Source organism: Paenibacillus sp. FSL R5-0345 (assembly GCF_000758585.1).
GTDB lineage: Bacteria > Bacillota > Bacilli > Paenibacillales > Paenibacillaceae > Paenibacillus_AQ.
In genome coordinates, this window is record NZ_CP009281.1 from 5,090,985 (window position 1) to 5,115,466 (window position 24,482).

22 protein-coding genes and 1 other RNA gene are annotated in these 24,482 nt (G+C 45.1%); 3 read left to right on the forward strand and 20 right to left on the reverse strand.

Translation table 11 applies throughout. The features are described from left to right. Positions 1–13: 13 nt before the first annotated feature. Complete coding sequence (locus tag R50345_RS22575) at positions 14–673, reverse strand: TerC family protein (RefSeq protein WP_042130290.1); 660 nt, start codon at positions 671–673, stop codon at positions 14–16. A gap of 173 nt (positions 674–846) precedes the next feature. Between R50345_RS22575 and R50345_RS22580 the strand changes: the two genes are divergently transcribed. Further along, complete coding sequence (locus R50345_RS22580) at positions 847–1,539, forward strand: TerC family protein (protein WP_042130293.1); 693 nt, start codon at positions 847–849, stop codon at positions 1,537–1,539. Positions 1,540–1,576: 37 nt separating this feature from the next. Here the strand turns inward: R50345_RS22580 and thiI are convergent, their stop codons facing one another. The 6 genes from thiI to R50345_RS22605 all read right to left on the reverse strand — a co-directional run bounded on the left by thiI (position 1,577) and on the right by R50345_RS22605 (position 6,425). Further along, on the reverse strand, positions 1,577–2,863 hold the full coding sequence (gene thiI / locus R50345_RS22585) for a tRNA uracil 4-sulfurtransferase ThiI (RefSeq protein WP_231573885.1): 1,287 nt from the start codon (positions 2,861–2,863) through the stop codon (positions 1,577–1,579). A 3-nt stretch (positions 2,864–2,866) separates the two neighbouring features. Next, a complete protein-coding gene (locus R50345_RS22590) occupies positions 2,867–4,018 on the reverse strand; it encodes a cysteine desulfurase family protein (RefSeq protein ID WP_042130295.1) in 1,152 nt (383 codons plus the stop codon). A 129-nt stretch (positions 4,019–4,147) separates the two neighbouring features. Beyond that, a complete protein-coding gene (locus R50345_RS22595) occupies positions 4,148–4,858 on the reverse strand; it encodes a lytic transglycosylase domain-containing protein (protein WP_042130297.1) in 711 nt (236 codons plus the stop codon). Between the two features lie 184 nt (positions 4,859–5,042). Next, complete coding sequence (locus R50345_RS22600; RefSeq protein ID WP_231573887.1) at positions 5,043–5,456, reverse strand: DUF5353 domain-containing protein; 414 nt, start codon at positions 5,454–5,456, stop codon at positions 5,043–5,045. Between the two features lie 12 nt (positions 5,457–5,468). Further along, positions 5,469–5,690: a DUF1540 domain-containing protein gene (locus R50345_RS30945; protein ID WP_076117472.1), complete on the reverse strand. Its 222-nt coding sequence runs from the start codon at positions 5,688–5,690 to the stop codon at positions 5,469–5,471. A 237-nt stretch (positions 5,691–5,927) separates the two neighbouring features. Further along, positions 5,928–6,425 (reverse strand): YpuI family protein, encoded by a 498-nt coding sequence (locus tag R50345_RS22605; RefSeq protein WP_042130298.1) that lies wholly within the window; start codon positions 6,423–6,425, stop codon positions 5,928–5,930. 309 nt (positions 6,426–6,734) lie between these two features. Between R50345_RS22605 and R50345_RS22610 the strand changes: the two genes are divergently transcribed. Next, complete coding sequence (locus R50345_RS22610; RefSeq protein WP_042130301.1) at positions 6,735–8,672, forward strand: S8 family peptidase; 1,938 nt, start codon at positions 6,735–6,737, stop codon at positions 8,670–8,672. Between the two features lie 6 nt (positions 8,673–8,678). Here R50345_RS22610 and pdxR read toward each other — a convergent pair whose 3' ends face one another. Further along, positions 8,679–10,118 (reverse strand): MocR-like pyridoxine biosynthesis transcription factor PdxR, encoded by a 1,440-nt coding sequence (pdxR, locus tag R50345_RS22615; RefSeq protein WP_042130302.1) that lies wholly within the window; start codon positions 10,116–10,118, stop codon positions 8,679–8,681. A 93-nt stretch (positions 10,119–10,211) separates the two neighbouring features. Between pdxR and R50345_RS22620 the strand changes: the two genes are divergently transcribed. Continuing rightward, positions 10,212–11,432 carry an aminotransferase-like domain-containing protein gene (locus R50345_RS22620; protein ID WP_042130304.1) on the forward strand — a complete coding sequence of 407 codons (1,221 nt, stop codon included), beginning with the start codon at positions 10,212–10,214 and terminating at the stop codon, positions 11,430–11,432. 527 nt (positions 11,433–11,959) lie between these two features. Here the strand turns inward: R50345_RS22620 and rnpB are convergent. The 12 genes from rnpB to era all read right to left on the reverse strand — a co-directional run bounded on the left by rnpB (position 11,960) and on the right by era (position 24,406). Continuing rightward, positions 11,960–12,375: RNase P RNA component class A (gene rnpB / locus R50345_RS30585), an RNA gene on the reverse strand. A gap of 64 nt (positions 12,376–12,439) precedes the next feature. Next, entirely contained in the window at positions 12,440–13,555 is a 1,116-nt protein-coding gene (locus R50345_RS22625) for a Nif3-like dinuclear metal center hexameric protein (protein WP_042130305.1), read from the reverse strand. Next, on the reverse strand, positions 13,531–14,301 hold the full coding sequence (locus R50345_RS22630; protein ID WP_042132396.1) for a tRNA (adenine(22)-N(1))-methyltransferase: 771 nt from the start codon (positions 14,299–14,301) through the stop codon (positions 13,531–13,533). The genes R50345_RS22625 and R50345_RS22630 overlap by 25 nt, the downstream gene beginning before the upstream one ends. Before the next feature lie 5 nt (positions 14,302–14,306). After that, on the reverse strand, positions 14,307–15,131 hold the full coding sequence (locus R50345_RS22635; RefSeq protein WP_042130307.1) for a hypothetical protein: 825 nt from the start codon (positions 15,129–15,131) through the stop codon (positions 14,307–14,309). A gap of 107 nt (positions 15,132–15,238) precedes the next feature. Beyond that, a complete protein-coding gene (rpoD, locus tag R50345_RS22640) occupies positions 15,239–16,372 on the reverse strand; it encodes an RNA polymerase sigma factor RpoD (RefSeq protein ID WP_042130309.1) in 1,134 nt (377 codons plus the stop codon). A 40-nt stretch (positions 16,373–16,412) separates the two neighbouring features. Further along, positions 16,413–18,233: a DNA primase gene (gene dnaG, locus R50345_RS22645; protein ID WP_042130311.1), complete on the reverse strand. Its 1,821-nt coding sequence runs from the start codon at positions 18,231–18,233 to the stop codon at positions 16,413–16,415. A gap of 39 nt (positions 18,234–18,272) precedes the next feature. After that, on the reverse strand, positions 18,273–18,749 hold the full coding sequence (locus R50345_RS22650) for a YaiI/YqxD family protein (RefSeq protein WP_042132397.1): 477 nt from the start codon (positions 18,747–18,749) through the stop codon (positions 18,273–18,275). A gap of 239 nt (positions 18,750–18,988) precedes the next feature. Beyond that, positions 18,989–21,064, reverse strand: a complete 2,076-nt coding sequence (gene glyS, locus R50345_RS22655) for a glycine--tRNA ligase subunit beta (protein ID WP_042130312.1) — start codon at positions 21,062–21,064, stop codon at positions 18,989–18,991. After that, a complete protein-coding gene (glyQ, locus tag R50345_RS22660) occupies positions 21,057–21,944 on the reverse strand; it encodes a glycine--tRNA ligase subunit alpha (protein WP_042130314.1) in 888 nt (295 codons plus the stop codon). The genes glyS and glyQ overlap by 8 nt, the downstream gene beginning before the upstream one ends. Positions 21,945–22,464: 520 nt before the next feature. Beyond that, positions 22,465–23,220, reverse strand: coding sequence for a DNA repair protein RecO (gene recO / locus R50345_RS22665; RefSeq protein ID WP_042130315.1), 756 nt, complete (start codon positions 23,218–23,220; stop codon positions 22,465–22,467). 36 nt (positions 23,221–23,256) lie between these two features. Continuing rightward, positions 23,257–23,400: a YqzL family protein gene (locus R50345_RS30950; protein ID WP_076117313.1), complete on the reverse strand. Its 144-nt coding sequence runs from the start codon at positions 23,398–23,400 to the stop codon at positions 23,257–23,259. Positions 23,401–23,512: 112 nt separating this feature from the next. Further along, entirely contained in the window at positions 23,513–24,406 is an 894-nt protein-coding gene (gene era / locus R50345_RS22670) for a GTPase Era (protein ID WP_042130317.1), read from the reverse strand. Positions 24,407–24,482 lie beyond the last annotated feature (76 nt).

Genomic DNA, 24,482 nt, shown 5'->3' on the forward strand with positions numbered 1-24,482 from the left:
TTATTGCACATTATTAACCTGCAAATGTTGTTCTCCGCTTAATGGCTCCGGTTACAACCACTAATATTCCTAAAGCAATCGGCAGGATGGAATGCGTGGATGGGAGTAAAAAGGATAGCATTGTCCCTAATTTTGCATCCTGAAGCATCATGTCACCTGCTGTAAAGGCTAAAATATACGCGCCGATAAATACGAGTACCGGAAATCTATGCAACCAGCCTACAATGAGGCCACTTCCCCATACTACAATCGGAATGCTGAGTGCAATCCCGATGACAATTAAAGCCAAATCACCTTTGGCTAGACCGGCAATCGCCAAGACATTATCGAGACTCATAATAAAATCAGCCACGAGAATCGTTCGGATTGACTTCCATACGGAGGATACTTCCGCTACCCTGAGATCCTCCTCTTCTTCGAGCAGCAGCTTGAACGCAATCCATAGCAGCAGAATTCCTCCTCCAGCTTGGATATAAGGGATTTTCAACAGTAATACCGCGACAAATGTAAGCACGCAGCGCAAAATAACAGCTCCCGCAGCTCCCCACCATACCGCAATTTTCCGGTGTTTCTCCGGAAGGTCTTTACTGGCCATCGCGATGACCATTGCATTATCTCCACTCAGCACAAGATTGATCATCAATATTTCACCAAGGAGCAATAATGATTCCATTCTCTCTTACCTCCCCGAATCACATGTAACTACATGTATGTTCGGAAGTGACAAGCTATGCTTCCTGTCCAACTTTTTTTTGAGGATGAAAGCATGTATGCCCTTTTTTTTGCGTATACAAAACTAAGCATATCTTCGTGCTGATCTTAACTAACTTTAGGGGTGACTACGCCTTGAATACATCCATATGGGAGTTTGTATTATCACTGCTCAATATTATCTTTCTAGATCTCATTCTGGCGGGAGACAACGCTATAGTCATCGGGCTTGCTGCGCGTAATTTGCCCAACAGTACTCAAAAAAAGGCTATCGTGCTCGGGACAGCAGGTGCCGTCGTATTACGGATTTTCGCAACAATTCTGGTCGTGTGGCTATTAAAGATCCCCTGGTTACTACTAGCTGGCGGGATTTTACTTATTCTGATTGCCTATAAGCTGTTAACAGATGAGAACAATTCAGCAAATATCAAGGCTGGCCAAAGCCTATGGTCTGCTGTGGGTACAATCATTCTAGCCGATGCTGCGATGGGACTGGATAATGTCATCGCCATTGCTGGCGTTGCTAAGCACAATATCTCTCTAGTTGTCATAGGACTGTTAATCAGCGTGCCAATCGTCGTCTGGGGAAGTACTCTCTTTATTAAATTAATCAACAAATATCCATGGATTATTTATATTGGCTCAGCTGTCTTAGGGTTTACAGCGTCAAGCATGATTACAGATGAGCAGCAGCTATCCCCATTCTTTGACCAGCATCCGCTATTGAAAGCTCTGTTTATATTCGTGATCATCATTGGCATTTTAATTGGAGGACACTGGAGACGTCAATCCAGTCATAAACAATCAAAAAAGCTGCCTCAGCCGTAAATATTGCTACGAATGAGACAGCCTTTTTTTTATAATATTAAAACCATTCTTCCTGTAATCCAGCCTGGGCACTTACTACATCTTTAGGCTTCTCATCTCCATAGGGAGTGATCAGCACGGTCTCCGTGGCTTCAATCGCTGCATCCAGCATTGCAGAATATCCAGGGAGCGTAGCTTCAATTTTATCTACAATCCGTAAATTCGGGTTCGTTGTAGGTGATTTTGGAACGAATAAAGTGCAGCAATCCTCATAAGGAAGGATAGATAAATCATAGGTGCCTATATTCTTAGACAGCTCCACAATATCACTTTTGTCCATCATTACCAGTGGACGTAGGAGAGGAAGATCTGTAGCACGGCCGATCACGTTCATGCTTGGTAACGTCTGACTAGCAACCTGACCCAGACTTTCACCGGTTACGATTGCGAGTGCCCCCTCACGTTCAGCAAGCTGTGTAGTAATCCTCAACATAGCTCGACGCATCAACGTAATAATCAGGTTATCCTGACCTATTCCAGTAAAAGATGTCTGTACCTCTGTAAAGGGCACCAAATGCAGTTTGATGACTCCCGCATATCGTGACAAAACCCTCGTAAGATCAACCACCTTTTGCCGAGCAAGCTCACTCGTATAAGGATAACTATAGAAATGTACACATTCCACCTCAAGTCCACGACGCATGGATGACCAACCCGCTACAGGACTATCAATGCCTCCGGACAGCAATAACATTGCTTTTCCATTCGTACCAAGCGGAAATCCACCAACACCAGCAATATTTTCACAAAATATATAGGTATGACCTTGGCGAATTTCGACCTTCAGCTCCAGTTGAGGTGATTTTACATCCACAGTAAGTCCGGAGTATCCTTGCAGCAGTGGGGTTGAGACTAGCTTATTCATCTCCATAGAGCCATACGGGAACTCCTTCCATACTCGTCGCGCATTAACCTTAAATGTAGTTCCCGGTGCAGGAGCGATGATCTCTAAAAAATGGCGGCTGACAGCCACAATATCCTCGAGCTCTGACTTAGCCACCTTTACTGGACTGATAGAGGCAATACCAAATACGTTCTTTAGCGCTTCTACCAATTCAATAGCAGGTTCTCCGTTCAGCTCTACATAAATTCTTCCAAACTCCTTGGTTAGAACTACCTTTGGATAAGGCTTAATCATTTCCTTCACATGACGCAGTACAGTTTTCTCAAATCTGGCACGGTTCTTGCCCTTTAATGTAAACTCCCCGAAACGCAAAAGCAGCATATCGGCATAATCTATACTATTGGCACTGCCTTTAGCAGATTCCTGATTCATCACACTCATTAGTTACTTCATACCTCCTTCAGCAATCTTTAAAGCTCGTACCGCAGTAATTAGTGCTTTCTCAAGTGCCGCGACATCTTCTTCAGTGTGACTATCACCGAAACTGATACGGATGCCTCCTGAAGCAACAGAAACATCTTTGCCCATAGACAATAGAACACGACTAGGTTCTGCCAGTCTGGAAGAGCAGGCCGATCGGGTAGAAACAGCCATCCCTAATTCCTCCAGCTTGCGGGCAAATACCTCACCTTTCATGCCTGGGTATGAGAAATGCACAATATGAGGGGCTCCATCCTCTCTGCTGTTTATAACAAATTCAGGAACGGTGTGCAAGAAGCGTAGCAGTCGATCTCGAAGCGGAAGCACTCGAGCATTGAAGGTTTCGCGTTGCTCACCACTCATCCGCACTGCTTTGGACGATGCAACAATCGCAGGTACATTCTCTGTTCCAGCACGTTGCCCCTCTTCATGTGAACCACCTGAAAGTAAAGGGAACAGTTGAATTCCTTCTTTAATATAGAGAAGCCCCGCTCCGCGTGGGCCTCTAATTTTGTGAGGAGACAAGCTGTAAAGATCCGCTTTCCATCCTTTAAGATCAACAGCAAGCTTGCCAAATCCCTGAACGCCATCTACATGAAATAAGGTTCGTGAATTGGCGGATTTAATCAACCTGCCAATCTCCTTTAGCGGCTGCACTGTTCCAATCTCATTATTTACATGCATCACACTTACGAGCACAGTATCACGCCGTACTGCAGCAGCTACTCGCTCTGGATCAATCATTCCAGTACTGTCCGGCGCTACAAAAGTAATCTCCCAGCCATTTCTCTGCAGTTGCAAACAGCTTTCATAAACAGAGGGATGCTCTATTTCCGTAGTTATAAGATGACGTCCTCTTGACTGATACTGCAAAGCAGCACCTTTAATAGCTAAATTGTTACTCTCCGTAGCTCCAGATGTAAATAGGATCTCCTTCGGTTGGACAGCTAGCGCAGCCGCGCATACTTCTCGCGAACGCCTGATCAGCTTAGCTGCTTCACTTCCAGCACGATGTAAGGATGACGGGTTAGCATAGTGCAGCTTCATAATTTGTTCCATCGTCTTCACTACATCTTCATAGGGGGGTGTAGCGGCGGCATAATCCCAGTAAAGCATATATCGATTATCTCCTTTACTTCCTTAAAGTACAAAAATCATTCTTTCTTAAATTCCGAAAAAGGATCAAACGGTAATCCCAAATACCAGCCATGTGGTTTAAGGGAACTGCCCGTTTGATCCTTTATATTATACAGCGTATTGCGCGCGAGCGCGTTCTATTTTAGTGATATAGGACTGCGTCTCTTTTGGAAGCAGTGTAAGCTTCTCCAATAATTCCTGATCACTGCTTACCCCAAGGTTAATGACCCTGCCTGGTCCAGCATTGTAAGCCGCTAATGCCATCTTTTCCTGTCCGTCAAAGCGTTTCAATTGATAAGACAGATAGCGTACACCGCCATCAATGTTTTGAGCCGGGTCGAATGAATCTGAAACCCCTAAACCGCGTGCTGTTCCATCCATTAACTGCATTAATCCTTTTGCACCAGCCGTTGAGACAACGTTTGGATTAAAGGATGATTCTGTATCAATTACAGCTTTTATCAAATCAACTGGCACCCCGTATTTAGCACTCGCCGTTTGAATTAGATCATCATAGCTCGTTGGTTTAGTATCCGTTATTTCCCCGGAAATTACACTCTCGATGCTTTCCGCTGTCCCACCTATCTGTTGCCACAACAGGCTGCTAACAGATGACGCGTCCGGGAGTGACGTTAAGAAGCTTGTATCCCCGCTGTTAGAGGTGTTAGAAGACAAAGCTTGCAGCATTGCTGCAAATTGAGAAGCTGACGCACCTGACCTTTCAGTTTCATTCGCTGAACTACTCTTGGCGGTTGCACTCTTTAAGCTTATCCATTTAAGCTGCCCTAACCCATTGGTTACAGCGGGATTAATCTCCATACCGGCGCACTCCTTTTATCCTGTTGTATCATATATATTGATCTAACCTTAGATTTCGATGAATTACGGCTTAATATTACATTTTATCCGAGATTATTGCTATATGCTGGAATGAAAAAACAGACTTCAGACCCTGATATTTAGGTCTAAAAGCCTGTTATAATTCAAACTTTACGCTTCTTGTTTAGCGGGCAAAGGGGATCATCACAAAGTAACTAAGTGTGGATACAATCCCTAAACCCATCGCCCATGCCCCAAGCGTTTTTTGTTCTTTGGCATATGCATAATATCCAATTACAACCGATATAGGTCCAAGAATGATGGACCAGAGAAATAAGGAGGCAATACCCATAGCCAGCCCAGTATAACCCATCACTTGGCTGCCACTGTATTCCACTTCATTCTCTTTAGTTTCACTCGCCACATGCGGTGTTGTATCCCGAATCGGCATTGATACCGGATTCACCTCTGCGGCATATTCCTCTTGATGTTCTCTGTCCCGGCGAGGATAGTCAACTCTGCGCGGACGCAATATGACTTTTCTCGGACCGGATGGTCCATTGGATGAACTTGATTCATGATCCTTTTCTCTGTCCATTAGGGCGGCCTCCTAGGAGTTCGGCTTAAAAGTTAAACAGCATGTTGCAGACGATGTTGCGACATGATCGTGGTGACCCTCATTCGTCATTTCTTCAGCATATTCTTCTTTAAATCCACTACCCGCATGCTTGTCGATCTCAATAATAATTTCTTCAGCCCGGCATAAATTATGCTCGCCCCAATAATGACAATTGCTCACACTACATTTGACTAATGGCTTTACACTCGACATATTTATCACCTCGGCTTCATTATGTCCGCTCGATTTCCCGCCTATTCGACAGGCAGGTTTCCAGTTGATGTAACGAAGCCCACGCAAAATATCCCCACAAAGTGGGGGGTGCTTCGATGCGTACTCAGGTGCTTTGTGGGGGCCCCAAATATATAAATTCTAATACGTCAAAAAAGGACCAGCCTTCGCCATTATAAATGAACGAAGTGCTGATCCTTTACACGAACAATTTAACTGTTAAACCTGATTTTGCATACGTTTCTCAGTCAAATAGTCGTTCTCATAATAAGTAAGGTCATCGCGTAACTCTTCATAAGTCTTGGTAATTTCAAGAATGATATCACGCGCCGGACGAACTGGCTTTTTACGGAAACGAATGGCATCCTGTCCAGTATAAGCATAACGTCCATCTTCAGAATAGCTTTCATTCTTTGGATAGAAGAAGTTATTCACGCCATAGTGATACACATTATAAAGCGCTTTCTGCGCAAAAGATTCATCGAATGTAGCACGACGCAGCGCAACTCCCAGCTTCTCATAAGACATTTCCGAGAACACTAACAGATGACGAACATCGGACAGAAATCCTTGATAAAAGTGTACAGTTTCCTCATCACTTTCAGTTACAAGTTGAGGCAACGCATGCTCGTTTAGAAAAATCTCCATCTTATCAATTACATCTTTAAGTTTGTCTCTCGTCGATTCACATAATTTCTGCACATTGGCTGCTGACATGGCGGTTGCTCCCCCTTATTATTCCCTGCTCTTGTAGTCAATAAAGTTAATCCTATGAAGAAATAGTCTCTAGACGTATCTCTTTATTCTTGCAATATCAGGATGTAAACACAGAGAAGTCTAACCTTCTGAAAATTAAAAGAACATCTATCGACATATCTCCTGCAATATCAGGATGCGAACTCCAGATGCTTATTCTCTCTGATATTATCATAAAAAACGTAAGGAAGGTATCCTTTTCTAAGATGCATAAAACATACGCTCTCTTCTAAACCTATAGACATTACAATGTGTAGAGGAGCGGAAATCATGTCACGAAAAAATCTAACGGTTGCAGGTCTGATAACAGCTGCGTTCACAGTTGTTTTACTCACCTTTGCGCTGCGCCCTGCTGCTAATGGGACAACCAGAGAAGTCGCTAATGTCGCTGTACCGAATCCTGCTCCAACTTCAGCCCTTCATTCAGCACCAAATCCTTCACAGGAAAAGTCGTTGAAGAAAACCTCCTTATCTCAAGATGTTGATGCGACGGATCACCTGAATAGAGTCGATGTCAGCAGACATTTGACCAAACTCCTCTCTGAAACGGATGGAATGACTTCGCTCCATGATAAATCAGTGTATGCGAAACGTTTGCAGCAGAACCACGGATTTATCACCATGCTAATGTGGATCGATTTTCGCAAGCATAAAACGGAAACCTTTAAGTCCTCCTCATTTCCTCAAGGGACCGAACAGGAGAAACTACAGCTGCAGAAATATCTAAAGACGGCGAAATCAGCGATCCATGGTCATCAATCCTATGAATCTCCAACGTTTACAATCGGTAAAGAGAAATATTACTTTATCGCTCAGCGGAACAAAGAAAAAAATGTAGGCATCATCGCACTTATTAACCAAAAGGTGCTTGGGCGTGTGGCAGATCATCAGCTGAAGAACCTGCGTCTCATTCCTTATCCGAAGGAAGGCAAATACCGTGTAGAGTCTGTCCATACCGACAATTTAAAGGATATCACCGTCAAGACTGGTCATGATAACGAAAACGCCAGCCATTTTTATGAGAATGAAATTGTCGTCCGTTTCCGCAACAACTCACCTACACCGGGGCAGCTTCAAACGATAACCGCTGACATCAACGGTAAGAAGCCGCGTAAGCTTGGGTATGCCTATATTTTTCGTTCGGAGAAGATGACTTATTATGAGCTCAAAGACTATTTCACCAATAAATGGCACCCTGAATATACAGAGCCCCACTATATGTATTTAACCAATGATACGATAACTAAAAACGCAGAGGGAACCGTTACTCCAAATGACATGTTATTCTCCACTTATCAATGGAATCTGCCGGCGATAGAAACCGAACTAGGGTGGAACCTTTCTAAGGGTAGTAAAGAGGTTGTCGTGGCTGTGGTGGATACCGGAGTCCAGATCAATCATCCAGATCTAAAAGGTAAGCTTTTGACCGGGTATAATGCGATCACCAACGGTTCCACCCCAGAAGATGATGTAGGACATGGCACACATGTATCTGGAATTATAGGCGCACTGGTTAATAACGGAGAAGGCGTGGCGGGAATTAGCTGGTATAACAAGATCCTTCCGGTAAAAGCACTCGATAATTCAGGAGCAGGTACCACATATTCCGTAGCAGAAGGAATCATTTGGGCAGCTGACAACGGTGCAAAAGTCATAAATTTAAGCCTAGGCAACTACGCGGATTCCCAATTTCTTCATGACGCAATCAAATATGCCTATGACCGAGATATCGTCTTGGTATCTGCTGCAGGCAATGATAATACAGAACGCCCAGGATACCCTGCTGCCTATCCTGAAGTGATTGCAGTAGCTGCAACCAATGCTTCGGGGGAAAAGGCTTCCTTCTCCAACTACGGCGATTATATTGATGTCGCTGCACCCGGAGAAAGCATAGCAAGTACTTACCCTGATAGCCAGTATGCCGCTTTATCCGGAACATCGATGGCCAGTCCTCACGTCGCTGCACTGGCAGGTCTGGTTCGTTCACTGAATCCGAATCTAACGAATACCGAAGTTATGGATCTTATGACCAAAAATGCCGTTGATTTAGGCACTCCCGGTCATGACAAATATTTCGGCTGGGGTCAGGTCGATATCTATAAGACACTGCAAGCCGCTAGCGGCAATCAGGTTCCGCTACAGCTATGGCCACAGCATGTGCAACAGCAAATGAATCAATTGAAACAAAGATTAAGTAACTCTAAGTAACACCCCTTAACCGCTCACCCGCAAAAACCGACCAAGCAGACGGAGAAATAACCGTAAACCTTCCTCCATATCCGTTTCATTCATTTGCGAATAACACAAACGGATATGCCGAGAAGGAGTTTCTGCGGAATAACAGACATCACCAGGTAAAAAAGAAATGCTCTCTTGTTCGGCAAGCTCATGTAATCTTGCGATATCGGGAGAAGCTGGTAGCTCCAGCCATAGATTAAGTCCTCCCTCAGGAAGAATATAGTTCACTCCAGGCGGCGCGTAGAGCTTAAGCAGCTTTGCCGCCTTTTCCATGCGACCGCGAAGTGTAATTCGTAATTGAGCAGCATAGGATTCATACTTACCCGCAATAAACGGTAATACTGCCCGTTGCGTGAGGAGAGGACTCCCTAGATCACTTGCAGACTTAGCGGCGATAAGCCGAGACAGAATATTCCTCTCTGCTGCAACACAGGCAATTCTACAGCCGGGTGCTATAACTTTACTGAAGCTCTTCATATAAACAACATGCCCTTGGGAATCCATCGATTTGATTGCCCCAGGCGGAGGCGCATGAAAATATAAATCACTAAATGGATCATCCTCTACAATAAGGCAACGATAACTGCGGGCTAATTCCAGCAGCCGTTGTCTTCTTGCCATGCTCATGGTTACTCCGCTCGGATTCTGAAAAGTAGGGATGGTATAAATCAGTTTAGGCGGTCTCTGATCACACATTCTTGTCAGAAGGTCCACCCTCATCCCTTCACTGTCCGTAGGTACAAAGATCATCTCTGCACCTCGTCCTGCAAAAACATCAATAGCCCCAGTATAACTAGGCGCCTCAAGATACACAGTATCTCCAGGTCCGACAAAGGTACGAGCTACCAGATCAATGCCTTGCTGAGTTCCGCTTGTGATCATCAAATCCGAGGAGGTGAGCGAAATTCCACGTGTTTTCAAATGATCTCTCATGATTCCTCGCAGCTCCAGATCACCTTGGAAGTTCCCATAGGTTGCCATAAGCTCCGGCTGCTGTGTGACTAATGCTGCATAGGAGTCACCGATATTTTTTAGAGGGAGTAGCTCACTATGAATTGCAGCTATATGAAAGGGATACTTTACTTCAGAGTAATCAAAATTGCGCCAAAGCTGAGCTCGCGGCAAATAATCATCATATACATCCTGCCAGCGCCCCTCTTCCTGACGTTTAATATGCCCAGGATCGGCTACAAAGCAGCCTTTACCCTGTCTGCAATAAATAAGCCCTCGCTTCTCAAGCACATCGTAAGCCTTGCTTACAGTAACCTGACTTACTCTCAGAGTTGTAGCCAAACTTCTTACGGAGGGCAGCCGGACACCTTGCTGGAGCAGTCCTGATGAGATCCGCTGATTTAGGGTTTCACTGATCTGATGGGGCAGAGACTTACTGCCGCCTCGAATCAAATCGATATGCATGAACCCTTCACCTCCACTGTTATATTCAACGCTTTACTGTTATACAGTACTCCTATTATGATAGCACCAAATCGAAAGGTGGAGAACTCATTTATGGATATCAAGTACTCAACAGCAGCCAATCATCTAGGATCATCAGCCGTTCGCGAGATTCTAAAAGTTACACAGGGCAATGACATCATTTCACTTGCAGGCGGGCTGCCTGGGGAGGATTTGTTTCCCTTGGAGGCCGTACGGGACGCTTATAACCGTGTACTCTCCAGCGATACCTCAGCACTTCAATACGGACTAACCGAGGGCTTTACTCCACTACGTGACAAAATCGCTGAAAGACTTACTCGGCAAGGAATCCCTGTTTCAGCGTCTGAAATGATTCTGACTACTGGTTCCCAACAGGCCATAGATCTACTATGTAAAATACTACTTGACCCGGGTGATGCTGTCCTTGTTGAAGCCCCCACTTATCTAGCAGCCTTACAGGTGTTTGGCTCCTATCGAGCTGATATTCATACGATCAATAACGACGAGCAAGGCATTCTGCCAGATCACCTGGAGAATCAAATTCAAAAACTACGTCCCAAACTCCTATATGCAGTTCCGACCTTCAACAATCCTTCAGGCGCAACCTGGAGTAAAGAACGTCGTGAGAAAGTGGTTGAAATCTGCCGCCGTTACAATGTTCTGATCTTGGAGGACAATCCCTACGGTGAAATAACCTTTGAGGAAAATAAAGATCTATATCCACCCTCACTAGCGTCCATCGACAGAAGCTATGGCGGCGATTATTGTGTTGCTTACACTGGAACCTTTTCCAAAATCGTAGCCCCTGCCCTGCGTACCGGCTGGATTATCGGTGATTCTAATCTCATCAAGACCATCGCCAAAGCAAAACAAGCAGCTGATCTGCATTCTAGCACTATTGACCAGCGCGCTTTAGATGAACTGCTGCTTCATTTCGATATTGAGCAGCATATCCGTGTCATCTCAAGAGAATATTATTCTCGAATGAAACTTTTATCCGCTGAACTCAGATCACAGAACTGGGAAGGTGCTCATTTTCTAGAGCCACGAGGCGGTATGTTCTTATGGCTTACGCTTTCCCAAGAGATCAACACGAAGGAATTACTTCCGCTAGCAGTAGAGAACGGTGTTGCTTTTGTTCCAGGTGAGGTGTTCTATTCATCACAGCCCCTGAAGAACAAGATGCGTCTGAATTTTACACATACGCCACCTGAACTTATCCCCGTTGCTGTTCAGCGTCTGGAGAAAGCGTTGGTACAATGGCGGGAGAATCAATCCACGGTTCGATCGTAATCATGATCTAATAACCCGGCTTCTTCATCCTTTAAAGGATGGGGAAGCCGGGTTATTTAATTCCCTGCATGCCTAGAGTAATTTACTTCTTAGACACTTCTATGCTATCTTTATTGATCCTAAAATATCCATTTTCAACAAAAGACATGATTCTACTGACACTTACCCCTGTTTGAAGGGATATATTTAATACCATCGTGTCGGGTGAAGTCTCTACGATTTGCCTGATTCTCTGATACATCTCATCACAACTATTGCACATTCTCTTATTGTTTCGTTCATATAAATGTCCGCAAAACTCGCAAATCTGATAATTACCCATGCTACACGTTTCCCACTTTCTACATATCTTCTTGCCACGAGCATAAACACCTTTAGCGTTATAAGGACGGTAAGCATTTATGAGAGAAATATAAGGATAATGTATAACGTGAAGCTTATACTTTCTTATATTTATAAAAAAGCGACGTGATCCGGTTTCCCGAGATACGCCGCTTGTATGGTGTTGTTAAAAATGACGTTGCAGTTAGGAAAGTTTGCCGTAAGCCGGGTTCTGTGCTCGTCGTGGTTCGATCGGGAACTACCCTCCCACCATAAGCGACAATCATCTATCTAGGCCGTACATTACTGCACAGCTCCAGCGACCAACCTAGACGCGCCTCAGGCTAAGGCTGCCTATTCCAATAAAGGAATCTGCTGCGTCTCATTAGGTCTTGCTCCAGATGGGGTTTACCAGGAACGAAGTCACCAGCGTTCCTCGGGGTCTCTTACACCTCGGTTCCATCCTTGCCTGTGCCGCCCTAAGGCGGCCATCGGCGGTCCATTTCTGTGGCACTATCCTTCGGCTCGCGCCGACTGGACGTTATCCAGCATCCTGCCTTATGGAGCCCGGACTTTCCTCCCGTGACGTCTTCACGTCACCGGCGATTGTCTGTCAAACTTTCCGAACAACATTATATATTATACAGACATCACATGTCTGGCACAAGCATTATTAACTGGCAATTTTATAGAAACTTAAATGGCTCCGTATTCACCTGCGAAGCATGTACAGCTGTATCGTACTTATGCTCCACTAGTTTCCCCGTCATCCACTCTGCTACTTTCTCTTTCATGATCTTCTCCGCGTTATGTCCCGGATCAATCAGAGTGATACCAGCAAGCACGGCATCCTGTGCTGTATGGTAATCAAGGTCACCGGTAACCAGTACATCCGCACCACGGAAAATAGCACTATTATAATACTTTCCACCGGAACCGCCGAGAACAGCAGCCTTACGAATCGGACGCTCCAAATCACCCACAACACGAACATGGTCTACCTTCAGGCCTTTTTTTACCGTCTCAACGAATTGCCCAAGTGTTGTAGGCTCTTTGAGCTTACCTACTCGCCCAAGCCCTAAACTGCGACCTTTAAGATCCATCGTGTACAAATCGTAGGCAACTTCTTCATACGGATGAGCCTTGAGCATAGCCTGTACCACTTTATTGCGGATAGTGTGTGGCACGATCGTCTCAATACGAATCTCTTCGGCACGCTCCAGCTTACCTTTTTCCCCGATATAAGGGTCTGTGCCTTCTCCCGGAATAAAAGTTCCGTATCCCTCGATATTGAAGCTGCAATGACTATAGTTCCCAATTGCCCCTGCTCCTGCATTCAGGATAGCATCCAACACTTTCTGATGGTGGTCTTTTGGCACAAATACCACCAACTTCGACAATTGCTCTGAATGAATGTCTTTGATAGGCACTCCGTTCTCTATGCCCAGAGCTTCCGCCATCCAATCGTTCATTCCACCTTCAGTAACATCCAGATTCGTATGACTGATATATACCGCGATGTCATTTTTGATCAGTTTTTCATACATTCTACCCATCGGTGTATCGGTCTGAATCCCTTGAAGTGGACGGAAAATAATCGCATGGTGGGCTATGATTAGATTACAGCCGAGTCTAATCGCTTCTTCGACGACTTCATCATTAACATCCAGTGCAACCAGCACATTGGTAATTTCTTTTTGTAAGGAACCTAGTTGCAGACCGACTTTGTCCCACTCTTCGGCTAAATGTTTCGGAGCCAGTTGCTCCATATATTGAATTACTGTTTGTCCTTTGGCAAGCATTGCAGCACCTCCGTAATCTCCTTGATCTGATCTCGAATTAATTTCCGTTTATTCTCCGCAGATTCGAGTTCTGAACGTGATAATGATGTTAGAATGCCTTCCAATTTCTGAATCTCTCCCTGCCACTTAGCAAAAAACACTTCATTCGGTGCTTGAATCAGAAAAGGTCCCATCTGTAGCAAGGTATCCCGACCACGAACCATAGCGGAATCGCCTAACGTAACCTCACGATATACATTGGAATTTGTAATTCCCGCACTTGAATCCTCTGGTACAGCGGTCAATACTTCATACAGCTTGCCGTCTTCTTCCAGAATGCTTTCAGCTACAAGAACCCAATCATTATTTAGCAGCCATCGGCGCAAAATATCCTCGCCCACATTCGGCTGGAGTACAAGTGTTGTAACATCCTTTAGCTTGCCTTGACTTTGACCACGGTCTAAAATCGAGGCAATTAAAGCCCCTCCCATACCTGCGATCGTGATACAATTAACTTCACCAGGTTCCAGTACCTCAAGGCCATCTCCTCGCCGCACTGAGATCACCTTCCCTAGTCCGGCCTCTGCAACGCCTTTACAAGCAGCATCAAAGGGACCCGGGTTCACCTCACCTGCTACTGCGAATACAGCCTTACCGCTTTTTACAGCAGCTACAGGAAGCAGAGCATGATCAGAGCCGATGTCTGCCAACCTGCTTCCTTGCGGAATTTGCTCCAGCAATTGCTGAAGACGATCTGATAATTTCACATTGTTCATGTTGCCACCCACGTTATCCATTTTTTTCGAAACAAGAACAGCAGGACCAAACCTACCGCAATTTTAAAAATCAGCATAAACGAAATCCACTGTGGATAATCCTGTCTGAATAAAAGCGCATCGAGCTCAGGCATGATCCATAGCGATACTCCCACTGCAAAAAAAACACTAGCGACGCCTTTCACTCTGTGATGTAAAAGCCAGCTTAGCCACACCATCATTACACACAATGGTAGCCATAAGAGCTCAAGCTCTAACATCGAAGCCTCAGGGCGTTTACCCCCAAAGAATCCCGCATATAGTAATGCCCAAAAAGCATAACCGCAGTACTGCAGCAAGCCGATCCGGAGTAGAAATCCCAAAATACACCATAACAAGCCACAGGCCCCAATCAGAATCGGTCTCCAGAGCTGGGGATCAAGTTCATGCAAAGCAATCAACCATAGTCCAAAACCAAGCGTTAACACACTGCCTAGCCCTGCTAGGATAAGACTAATCACATGATTTCGATCCCTGTAAACCGCTGAGTATCCATAACAAACAATTAATACGGATAGTGCTGTTGCAAGTTGCAAAGGCCAGGGAAAAACGCTAAAATAAAGACTAATCAAGAAAATCAAGGAAATAATTCCAAAACCAAACAGCCAAATTTTGATGTTTCCCTGCTGTAGATTCTTCAGCGAAATTGGATTGTTGTCCTTAGCCGCAGCTTCATCGTCATACAGGTTGGTTAAGAAGTCGCAATATTGCTCTGGAAGCAATCTGTTATTTCTCCAATACTGAATCTCTTTTATAATAATTTCGCGTTTTTCCAAATTCACTGGCTCATCCTTCTTTCCAGATACACAAGGTCAGCACTTTTTAGGGTCGTAATTCAAATAAAAGAACCTCCTGCTACTGAGCAGCAGAAGGTCCAGTTCATGAAATACTATTCAAGGAAATCCTTAAGTCGTTTGCTACGGCTAGGATGACGAAGCTTACGTAATGCTTTAGCTTCAATTTGGCGAATCCGTTCACGGGTAACACCGAACACTTTGCCCACTTCTTCAAGCGTTCTCGTCCGGCCATCATCTAAGCCAAAACGTAGACGAAGTACATTCTCTTCACGCTCTGTGAGCGTGTCCAGTACATCCTCCAGCTGTTCCTTCAGCAGTTCATAGGCTGCTGCATCCGCGGGAGCCAAGGCTTCCTGATCCTCAATGAAATCTCCCAGATGAGAATCGTCTTCTTCACCGATCGGTGTTTCGAGCGATACTGGTTCTTGGGCAATCTTCATGATTTCTCTAACTTTCTCAACCGTCAGCTCCATCTCAGCCGCAATTTCCTCTGGCGAAGGTTCACGTCCCAGTTCTTGCAGCAATTGACGAGAGACACGAATCAGCTTGTTGATCGTCTCCACCATGTGTACAGGAATACGAATCGTACGTGCCTGATCCGCAATCGCGCGGGTAATGGCCTGACGAATCCACCAAGTTGCATACGTACTAAATTTGAACCCTTTGTTATGGTCAAATTTCTCTACCGCTTTGATCAGACCCATGTTACCTTCCTGAATCAGATCGAGGAACAGCATACCGCGTCCAACATAACGTTTAGCGATACTTACTACGAGACGTAAATTCGCTTCCGCGAGACGACGTTTGGCTTCCTCGTCACCATTCTTAATCCGCATAGCAAGCTCCACTTCATCGTCAGCCGACAACAGCGGAACGCGTCCAATTTCTTTCAGATACATACGAACAGGGTCATTAATCTTAATCCCTGGCGGCAGTGACAAATCATCATCAAAGCTGAACTCATCGCCCTCTTTGTCTTCATTGTCCTCATTTGGCCGGAGGCTGTTAACCTCTTCATCGTTCTCGTTTACAACTTCAATCCCCAAATCACTGAGTTGTTCATAGAACTCCTCCATTTGCTCGGGGTCTTGATCAAACGGCGATAATTTCTCCATAATATCTTTGTATAGCAATGATGATCTTTTCTTGCCTTGCTCAATAAGCTGGTCCTTAACCTGATCCAAAGTAAATTCTGCTTCCAATTCAGTATGCTGATCGTTCGCCATAATTCGACTCCCTCCTCCCTAGGTACATCCTGTCAACATTTCATTGTCTCTCTAGGGCTATAATCTCACTTGCTATTTGTGCCGCACGCAAAAAGTCACCTGACTTTTCCGCCTGAATCATCTCTTCACGCTTCTGATCCATCTTGCGCTGCAGTGGGTATTTCCGTACTTCGCGGATACAATCATCCAGCACCTGCATATTCCAGTCTGGAGGTGTATCCATCATGGAAATTGATGTAGCAGTTTTCTCTAGACGATCATCCTGAAGCGATGATAGAAACCGACTAATGCCGGGTGGTTTGCCTTGCGCGTAATAGGCATATAGATAAGCGGCAATTGCCGCATGATCATCGATGTTAAAATCTTCTCCGAGGCGTTCGCCCACATACGTGGCGGCTTCCGGGTCCTGAATCATAAAGGACAGTAGACGCCGTTCCGCGACATGATAAGCGGGCAGCAAAGTTGGTGTCTGCACTTGCCCTTTTTTATGCCTACCATTATTCCACCTTTTGTCGTTATTATCCCCTTCCGGGATGTTTTTTTGCATCGATGCCCTAAGTAAATTACAATCCTGCTTCAAACTATCATATGAAAGTTCCAGCTCAGAAGCGATTTCCCTTAGGTAAACCTCTCTCTCGGTCGAGGAATGTAACGAAGCAATGACCTCCAAAGCTTCTTTGACGTAGGCAATTTTGCCATCTTCCTCTAGGAGTATATGGTTTTTTTTCAGATATATAAGCTTAAATTTTATGGATGAAACCGCTGAATCAATAACCTGATCCATAAACCTTTCTCCACCATGCTTAGAGATGAACTCATCTGGATCGAGCCCGCTTGGCAGTAATGCGATCTTTACACGCAGACCACTGCCTTCAAGCATAGGAATGGACTTCATAGCAGCTGCTTGTCCTGCCCGGTCACCATCATAAGACAGTACAATTTCATCGGCCAGACTCTTCATCAGTGCTACATGACTTTCAGTTAAAGATGTTCCCATTGTTGCTACACCGTTATGCACACCTGCTTCCCAGGCCGAAATGACATCTCCGTATCCTTCAAAGAGGACGATTTGCCGCGTTTTGCGGATGGATGCTTTGGACTGGTGCAAATTGTATAAAATCCGGCTTTTGTTAAATAATCTGCTCTCTGGAGAATTCAAATACTTGGGTTGTCCTTCTCCAAGAATTCTTCCGGCAAATGCAATCACCTTGCCTGTGCGGTTCGCAATCGGAAAAATAATCCGACCACGGAAACGGTCTATATATCCTTTGCCCTCGCCTCGAGCAGACAGGAGTCCACCTTTCTCCATCTCAGCAAGATCAAAATTCCGTTTCTCCAAAAATTGTAGCAAAGTATCCCAGCGGTCCGGAGCATATCCGATCTGAAACTGGTCAATCATTTTATCGCTGAAGTTCCGGGCTCTTAAATACTCCATAGCGGCTTTGCCGTGTTCCGTATTCTTCAGCAAGTAATGATAAAACTTTGCGGACCATTCATAAGCTTGAATCAACCGATCGCGTTCCGGATCAGGAGGAGACATCAGGCCTCCCTTACCTTCAGGTACGGGAATATCACTTTCTTCAGCCATTATTTTGACGGCTTCGGGGAAGGTTAATCCTTCGATTTCCATCCTAAATTTGATGGCATTTCCACCCATGCCGCAGCCAAAGCAATGAAATACTCCCCGTTCGGGGGTAACTGTAAAGGAAGGGGTTTTCTCCGAATGAAACGGGCAGAGGCCCCATAAATATTTCCCCTGCTTGGACAAATGGACAACCTTACCGACTGTATCGACAATATCATGACGTGCAAGCACGCTTTCGATAACTTCTTCCGGAATATTCCCGTGTCCGCTAGCCACTTCAACCACCTTCAATTCTTAACAAATAAATATAATTCGCTATTGCTCCACATTCTCCTGCAAAAGTATTAAAAGTTTTGTCATTTTATGTTGAAAATATAATTTTTCTTCTGCCGTTATAGGTTTCGGACCCTTAGAATAATGTCCCCGTCTTCGTTCCACGGCCCTGGCATGCCTACCTTCCAACATAAAATCCATTTTGGAATCATCATATTCCTGGCCACGAAAAGAAAGCACACTGCATCGTTTGCCGAGCGCAAGTGCTGCGAGACCATAATCTTGCGTCAATACCACATCTCCTGCATTAATATGATTGGCAATATATAGATCGGCGCTCTGATCTCCCCGGTCCACCTGCACAACCGTTACACCCTCTTCAGCTTTCAGTGCATGGTCATAAGAAGATACCATCAGTACTGGCACACCAAAAGCGCGCCCTACTTCGGCAATTTCTTTTTTGACCGGACAAGCATCCCCATCCACGACTATAGTTCTAGATTGGGACTTCTTCTCCATGATCATCACCAATTTCCCGTGTAATATATATACGCCCTCACCGCAAGAAATCCTTCTTTCTATGCATAAATACGGAACGGATGTCAAATGACGCATTGGCACCGTTCCGTATATTTATACCCCAAACCAACATTCTATACCATAAGACACAAACTTTTCTTATAGATGTTGTTCAAAAAGCTTTCCTTTGATCAAACGTCGAATCTTGAATTCAGCCGGGAACTCCGGTGCTCAGTCGTCTACCAGACGAGCTTGCCAAAATCAGCAAACGCCTTGGAGTCAGCATCAATCCCAGCAAGCAGAGCTAAACGGTTAGCACGTACCTGCTCATCCTCCGCCATAACCATAACCGAATCGAAAAATACTGTAACAGCATCTTTTAGACCCGAGAGAATACGAAGTGCTTCTTCGGCATTATTCGCAGACATCGCTTCAAGATACGGTGTGTGTAACTCCTGCCATGTATTGTACAGCTGCAGCTCAGCATCTTCTTTAAGCAAAGAAGGATCAATCACTTCGCTGGTTGCTTTCGCTGCCAGATTACTGACACGAGTGAGTGAATCTACGGTAATTTTGAAGTCTGCCTGGTCTAACACAGCACTCATAAGTGCACGGCTTCTGCCTACAACATCTACCACATCATCAAAGCCCGCCGCTGTAACAGCGTCCACAACATCATAGCGTACATTGTCGGATAAAAGGCGTTTAACACGCAGACCGAAGAACTCGTACAGGTTTATACGTAGTTCATCGTCAGAATGTTTCGAATTCCCTGAATTTTTATGAATTTCAATCGCTGCTTCAAAAATTTCACGCAGCGTAATCGGCAATTTATGCTCAAGAACGATTTGAACGATCCCTGCAGCCTGACGACGCAGTGCGTAAGGATCCTGGGAACCTGTAGGAATAATACCGATGGAGAAGCATCCTACAATCGTATCGATCTTATCCGCAATACTGACAACCGAGCCGGCATCTGTCGAAGGTACTGCATCTCCAGCGAATCGTGGCTGATAATGCTCGAAGATCGCTTTTGCCACAGTTTCAGGCTCTCCTGCTTTGCGTGCATAATCTTCGCCCATAGTGCCTTGAAGTTCCGGGAATTCATAAACCATTTGAGTCACAAGGTCGAATTTGCAAATATCAGCAGTCCGACTTACTTCAGTGAGGGACCTATCAGACAATCCCAACTTTACAGCAAGACGATCGGAGATTTGGCGAATACGACGAACTTTATCTCCAACACTGCCAAGTTCTTCATGGTAGACGATATTCTCTAATTTGGCTAGTGCATCGTCAATCTTCATCTTTTGATCTTCTTGATAGAAGAATTTGGCATCTGATAGACGAGCACGGAGCACCTTCTCATTACCCTTAGCAATAACATCCAAAGATACTGCATTCCCGTTACGTACCGTTACGAAGAAAGGTAGAAGTTTGCCCGCTGCATCAAATACTGGGAAATACCGCTGATGCTCACGCATCGAAGTAATCAGCACATCCTGTGGAATGTTCAAGAACGATGGGTCAAAGGTTCCAAACAGTACGGTAGGTGTTTCCACTAGGAACAGTACTTCCTCCAAAAGATCCTCTTTGATCGCAATCGTCCAGTTTTTTTCTTCAGCCAATTGGTTGATTTGTTTCAGGATCAGTTCTTCCCGTTCCTTCACATCTACAAGGACATGCTGCGCACGCAAGCTCTCCACATATTGTGCAGGCTCCGAAATTACGGTCTCTGTTCCCAGAAAACGATGTCCACGGCTCACATTACCTGCTTTTACATCCGTGATTTCCAAATCAATAATATCTTTTCCAAAAAGAGCAACTAACCAGCGGATCGGACGCACGAATTTAAAATCGTAAGCTCCCCAACGCATGTTTTTCGGAAAAGTCATTGCATTTACGATCCCCAAAAGACCTTCAGAGAGCAACGAAGCTGTTTCTACCCCTGCACTATTTCTAGTAGCATAAATATACTCAACTCCAGCAAGCTCTTTGAATGTAAATTGCTCTGGAGATACACCCTGACTACGGGCAAATCCTAAGGCAGCTTTACTCCAGTCCCCGTTGGCATCCAGTGCGATTTTGCGCGATGGTCCTTTAACCTCTTCGCTAATATCCTCTTGCTTCTCAGCCGCATCCTTAACCAAAACAGCGAGACGACGTGGTGTTGCATAGGCAGTAACTCCAGCATGGGTAATCCGTGCAGAATCCAACCACTTGGATGTTCTATCTTGTAGCTGTTCCATCGCAGCGCGGATAAAACGTGCTGGAATTTCCTCCAGACCGATCTCAAACAGGATATCTTTAGACACGGTCAGCACCTTCTTTCTTCAGCAGCGGGAAGCCAAGCTTCTCGCGTTCCTCAAGATATGTTGCCGCTACAGAGCGGGCAAGATTACGCACTCGGGTAATAAATCCAGTCCGTTCAGTAACACTGATGGCTCCACGCGCATCCAACAGATTAAAGCTATGTGAACATTTCAACACGTAATCGTAGGCTGGGAATACAAGATGTTGCTCCATCGCTCTACGCGCTTCTTCTTCGTACATGTTGAATAGTGAGAATAGCATTTTTACATCAGATACTTCAAAGGTGTAAGTAGAATGCTCAAACTCCGGCTGATGAAAAACATCACCGTAAGTCATGCCGCTAACCCATTCAAGATCGAATACATTTTCTTTATCTTGAATGTAGGATGCTAACCGCTCCATACCGTAAGTGATTTCTACGGCTACTGGATTGGCTTCAATTCCACCCACCTGTTGGAAGTACGTAAACTGAGTAATTTCCATACCATCCAGCCATACTTCCCATCCTAGACCTGCACAACCGAGTGAAGGGTTCTCCCAGTTATCCTCAACAAAACGAATATCATGCAAGAGCGGATCAATGCCGAGTGCTTTCAAACTATCCAAGTAAATCTCTTGAATGTTATCTGGCGATGGTTTGATAATAACTTGAAATTGATGATGCTGATACAGACGGTTCGGGTTTTCTCCATAGCGTCCATCGGATGGGCGACGTGAAGGCTCTACATACGCAACTCTCCATGGTTCAGGACCTAGTGAGCGTAAAAATGTCATAGGGTTCATTGTACCGGCGCCTTTTTCAGTGTCATAAGGCTGTACGATAATACAGTTCTGTTCAGCCCAGAACTGCTGCAGCGTCAAAATCATCTGCTGAAAGTTCATAATACCGTCTCCTTCGCTTTACAAGTTTTTAAAATATAAGAAGTAAAGCATCACACAATACTTATTTCTTATATTTCTCGCATAAACGCTCACCGTTCTTACAAGGACGCCGAAGGCGTTTATGCTTGCCTCTGCTTACTTAAAACTTCTTACCATGGAGGCGGCATTTTTCGCTCCGGACAGCAACAAAAAACCCCCGCCCCCATGCCTGATTAACAGACATAGGGACGAGAGCTTAACTTATTCTCCCGCGGTTCCACCCTACTTGATTCCAACCTTGATTCAGCAATATTACTGCTAAAGACAAGAACGAAATCCACTTTCATTCGCCATATCCGTACTCCCGGGTGCCATGTTCATGAACATTGTCCCGCCAGGCTCTCACTACCCCCGGCTCGCTGAATCGCGACAAAAACGCTCACTACTTTCCCGATCAATGCACGTTCTCCCAAAATGGAGCGAAACGGCGATAAATCTTATAATTAAACTGATCCTATAGTAACGGAAAAATCAGATTTCGTCAAATCTTGTACTTGTCGAGCTGATCTAGGAAATTCTGTGATTTCAGCTTTAATCCAAGCTGCACATCCATAAAGGCTCGCATAATTTTTTTCAGTTCATCGCGGCTGCTTTCTTTAACATCCACATTCCCTAATCTAGTTAGATCAAGTCTGGCGAATAAACGCAACAATTTCAATGCGCGGGCAGAGACCTCCATTGCTGGAGGATCATTATGTTTACAGCTGCGGCATAGTGCCCCGCCCAGGCGAGGGCTTATCAGCAGTTGTTCATCAGGCTTTTCAGCTCCACATATCACACAGGTGTCGAACTCTGGACCATAACCAGCCGCTTGCAAAATCTTCATTTCAAAAACATTTATAATAACTCCAGGTTCCTTATCTTCTTCAAGTGCGTTCAAGCAAGCCGTAAGCTGGCGAAACCAGAAGCTCCCCGTTTCCTCATCATGCAGAACCTTATCAAGCAGTTCACAAGCGTAAGACGCATATGCAGCTTTGATCAAATCCTCACGCAAAGGGTGGTGAGACTTCGTGATTTCGCCGGAATTCAGCGTCCCAAGACCTCCATTATTTCTAAAAAAAACAAATTCCCCGACGGTGAACAGCTGGATCAGGGCAGCATGGCGGCTTTTGACCTTCTTAGCGCCTCGTACCAGAACCCCTACTTTCCCGGCGTTCTCGGTGCAAAGCGTAATGATTGCGTTCCCCTCGCCGTAGTCCATGCTGCGGATGACGATCCCTTCCACCCTGTGTAGCATGCCTCTTCCCCCAACCATTCGGCAAGCAACCAGTCCTTATTGCGCTTCTTCATCACAGACCTTCTCTTCTTCCACTAGCTGTAATCCACTGTCTTCAAGTGGATAGCCAGCTTCCTTGTATAGCAGGTAAGCATCGACGTCTCCTGTCATTGCAAAATACTTCCACGAAAAGTTTCGCATTCGTATTCATCCTTTCTTGGGAAAGACGATGTCTCTTCAAGAATTAGGATGTGCGATGAGCCAGGTTCTATCCTTGCAATTCCTGCCAAACGAGGAATGACGGAAATAGATCTTAAAGGTCTTTATGGAAGCCCAAATCCCGCAGAACGCGGTCCTGATTGCGCCAGTCTTTTTTCACTTTTACCCAAAGCTCCAGAAAAATCTTCGAACCCAAAAGGTTCTCAATGTCTGTCCGAGCCCGTCTGCCAACCTCTTTCAGCAGCGCACCTTGCTTACCGATAATAATCCCCTTTTGCGAATCACGTTCGACAAAAATAACGGCAGACACATGTACCACACCATTCGGCTCAACCCTCATATCTTCGATAGCCACAGCAATGGAATGCGGTACTTCTTCGCGCGTCAAATGCAGAATCTTCTCACGGATTAGTTCTGCGCACACAAATTGCTCAGGGTGATCCGTAATTTGATCTTCTGGGTAGTATTGTGGACCTTCTGGCAAATACTTAGCGACTTGCTCTAACAGCGTGTTTACATTGCTGCCCATCTTAGCGGAAATCGGAATGATTTCAGCAAAGCTGTGCAGCTTGTTATACTCAGCCATAAGCGGGAGCAACGCTTCCGGCTCTATTTTATCGATCTTGTTGAGCACAAGAATAACCGGCGTCTTAAGTCCGTTTAATTGCTCAGCAATGTATCGGTCTCCACCACCCAAACCATCTGCAGCGTCCACAAGGAACAGCACAGCCTCAACTTCACCCAGCGTGCTCATTGCTGTCTGGTTCATGTAGTCGCCTAGCTTGGACTGTCTTTTATGAATACCTGGTGTGTCCAGGAACACGATTTGTGAATTATTCGTTGTATAGACCCCATGGATTTTGTTTCTAGTGGTCTGTGGCTTATCCGACATGATTGCAATCTTCTGTCCAATAACCTGGTTCATGAGTGTCGATTTGCCTACGTTCGGTCTGCCGATAATTGCGACAAAGCCTGATTTGAATTTCATATTATCTTCCTTCCATACTTTCCTTCTAGTTCAACCTTTTTCAAACATTTATTCTTTTTTAAAAAGCTTTTTCGAT

What these genes read in the sequence shown, in the direction of transcription:
- thiI (WP_231573885.1), bottom strand. Translation starts at nt 2,863, where the DNA reads ATGAGTGTGATGAATCAGGAATCTGCTAAAGGCAGTGCCAATAGTATA.
- R50345_RS22610 (WP_042130301.1), top strand. Translation starts at nt 6,735, where the DNA reads ATGTCACGAAAAAATCTAACGGTTGCAGGTCTGATAACAGCTGCGTTC.
- R50345_RS30945 (WP_076117472.1), bottom strand. Translation starts at nt 5,690, where the DNA reads ATGTCGAGTGTAAAGCCATTAGTCAAATGTAGTGTGAGCAATTGTCAT.
- R50345_RS22575 (WP_042130290.1), bottom strand. Translation starts at nt 673, where the DNA reads ATGGAATCATTATTGCTCCTTGGTGAAATATTGATGATCAATCTTGTG.
- era (WP_042130317.1), bottom strand. Translation starts at nt 24,406, where the DNA reads ATGAAATTCAAATCAGGCTTTGTCGCAATTATCGGCAGACCGAACGTA.
- R50345_RS22595 (WP_042130297.1), bottom strand. Translation starts at nt 4,858, where the DNA reads ATGGAGATTAATCCCGCTGTAACCAATGGGTTAGGGCAGCTTAAATGG.
- R50345_RS22600 (WP_231573887.1), bottom strand. Translation starts at nt 5,456, where the DNA reads ATGGACAGAGAAAAGGATCATGAATCAAGTTCATCCAATGGACCATCC.
- R50345_RS22605 (WP_042130298.1), bottom strand. Translation starts at nt 6,425, where the DNA reads ATGTCAGCAGCCAATGTGCAGAAATTATGTGAATCGACGAGAGACAAA.
- R50345_RS30950 (WP_076117313.1), bottom strand. Translation starts at nt 23,400, where the DNA reads ATGCGAAACTTTTCGTGGAAGTATTTTGCAATGACAGGAGACGTCGAT.
- R50345_RS22620 (WP_042130304.1), top strand. Translation starts at nt 10,212, where the DNA reads ATGGATATCAAGTACTCAACAGCAGCCAATCATCTAGGATCATCAGCC.
- pdxR (WP_042130302.1), bottom strand. Translation starts at nt 10,118, where the DNA reads ATGCATATCGATTTGATTCGAGGCGGCAGTAAGTCTCTGCCCCATCAG.
- R50345_RS22590 (WP_042130295.1), bottom strand. Translation starts at nt 4,018, where the DNA reads ATGCTTTACTGGGATTATGCCGCCGCTACACCCCCCTATGAAGATGTA.
- glyQ (WP_042130314.1), bottom strand. Translation starts at nt 21,944, where the DNA reads ATGAACTTTCAGCAGATGATTTTGACGCTGCAGCAGTTCTGGGCTGAA.
- R50345_RS22625 (WP_042130305.1), bottom strand. Translation starts at nt 13,555, where the DNA reads ATGCTTGCCAAAGGACAAACAGTAATTCAATATATGGAGCAACTGGCT.
- recO (WP_042130315.1), bottom strand. Translation starts at nt 23,220, where the DNA reads ATGCTACACAGGGTGGAAGGGATCGTCATCCGCAGCATGGACTACGGC.
- R50345_RS22650 (WP_042132397.1), bottom strand. Translation starts at nt 18,749, where the DNA reads ATGGAGAAGAAGTCCCAATCTAGAACTATAGTCGTGGATGGGGATGCT.
- rpoD (WP_042130309.1), bottom strand. Translation starts at nt 16,372, where the DNA reads ATGGCGAACGATCAGCATACTGAATTGGAAGCAGAATTTACTTTGGAT.